This window comes from Spirosoma endbachense (assembly GCF_010233585.1).
Taxonomy (GTDB): Bacteria; Bacteroidota; Bacteroidia; order Cytophagales; family Spirosomataceae; genus Spirosoma; species Spirosoma endbachense.
This window is the reverse complement of record NZ_CP045997.1, coordinates 10315040-10315919: the sequence shown is the minus strand read 5'-3', so window position 1 is coordinate 10315919 and position 880 is coordinate 10315040. Positions and strand designations below refer to the sequence as shown.

Here is an 880-nt window from a genome sequence, read left to right as displayed (position 1 = left end):
GGCGGTCCGGACGGAAAATCAAGATGTGTTGATAATCAGTACAATTACGTTCCTATTCGGAAGTAATTCGGAAGTGATAGCCATTTTTTACAATTATTAGATGTGTTTTACGCCTTTGGCGTGTGTGATAATCAAGCTATTAAAGGCCAAATTTTAGAACACTACAGCGTCAACGACTCGGAGAACTTTCCACATTGCCCGGATGCTGGTAGCTTCCACAACTATAGGGTCATACTTGGTATTATCAGCATTTAGAAAAAGTTTACCATGCTCGGCAATGTCATTATTGACAATCCGGCGAACGGCAAACTTCTTGTTATACAGGACTGCATATACTCCACCGTGTTCTTCAGGGAAATTTTCTTGTGAAATAGGTTCTGCCAAAACTTTTGTTCCTGAAGACAATTTGGGTTCCATGATGTCACTGCCAATTTCAATGACAACATAATTGTCCTGAACTGGAACAATGCCTGTTGTTACCGGAAAGGTTTCATTAAGAGACTTCACAGAGTCATAGTTTGTAAATGTGTTAAGTAGTTGTGTTCTATTGGCCACAGTTATTAAAGGGAGATTGATTGTTAGGTGACTTCCAAAGGGCAATATACCCTTTATGTCACCCATGACAAAGTCTTCACTTAACAGCTCGTCTACTGAAATGCCAAATAGTTTCGCTAGTACAGTTAATTGAACAGCGTTAGGGATAGCCTTATCAGTTTCCCAACGCTGAACCGATTGATACGGTAAGCCCACGGCTTCCCCAACATTTTGCAAAGTCAGATTTTTAGCCCTTCTGTTTTTGCGGAGTGTCTCGCCCAGAGTCATTATTACTTCCATTGATTAACTCTTAATTAAATTTTTTCGTGAGTAGTGTTGTGTTTTA

At 39.9% G+C, this 880-nt stretch carries 1 protein-coding gene; it reads right to left on the bottom strand.

Annotation, left to right across the window (positions count from 1 at the left end; translation table 11 throughout):
• Window positions 1-153 precede the first annotated feature (153 nt).
• The gene (locus GJR95_RS41625; RefSeq protein ID WP_162391495.1) at window positions 154-834 is read right to left on the bottom strand and encodes an XRE family transcriptional regulator; all 681 of its coding nucleotides are present in this window, start codon (window positions 832-834) and stop codon (window positions 154-156) included.
• Window positions 835-880 lie beyond the last annotated feature (46 nt).

Excerpts from the sequence above, each read along its gene's own strand:
- GJR95_RS41625 (WP_162391495.1), bottom strand. The coding sequence starts at position 834 with ATGGAAGTAATAATGACTCTGGGCGAGACACTCCGCAAAAACAGAAGG.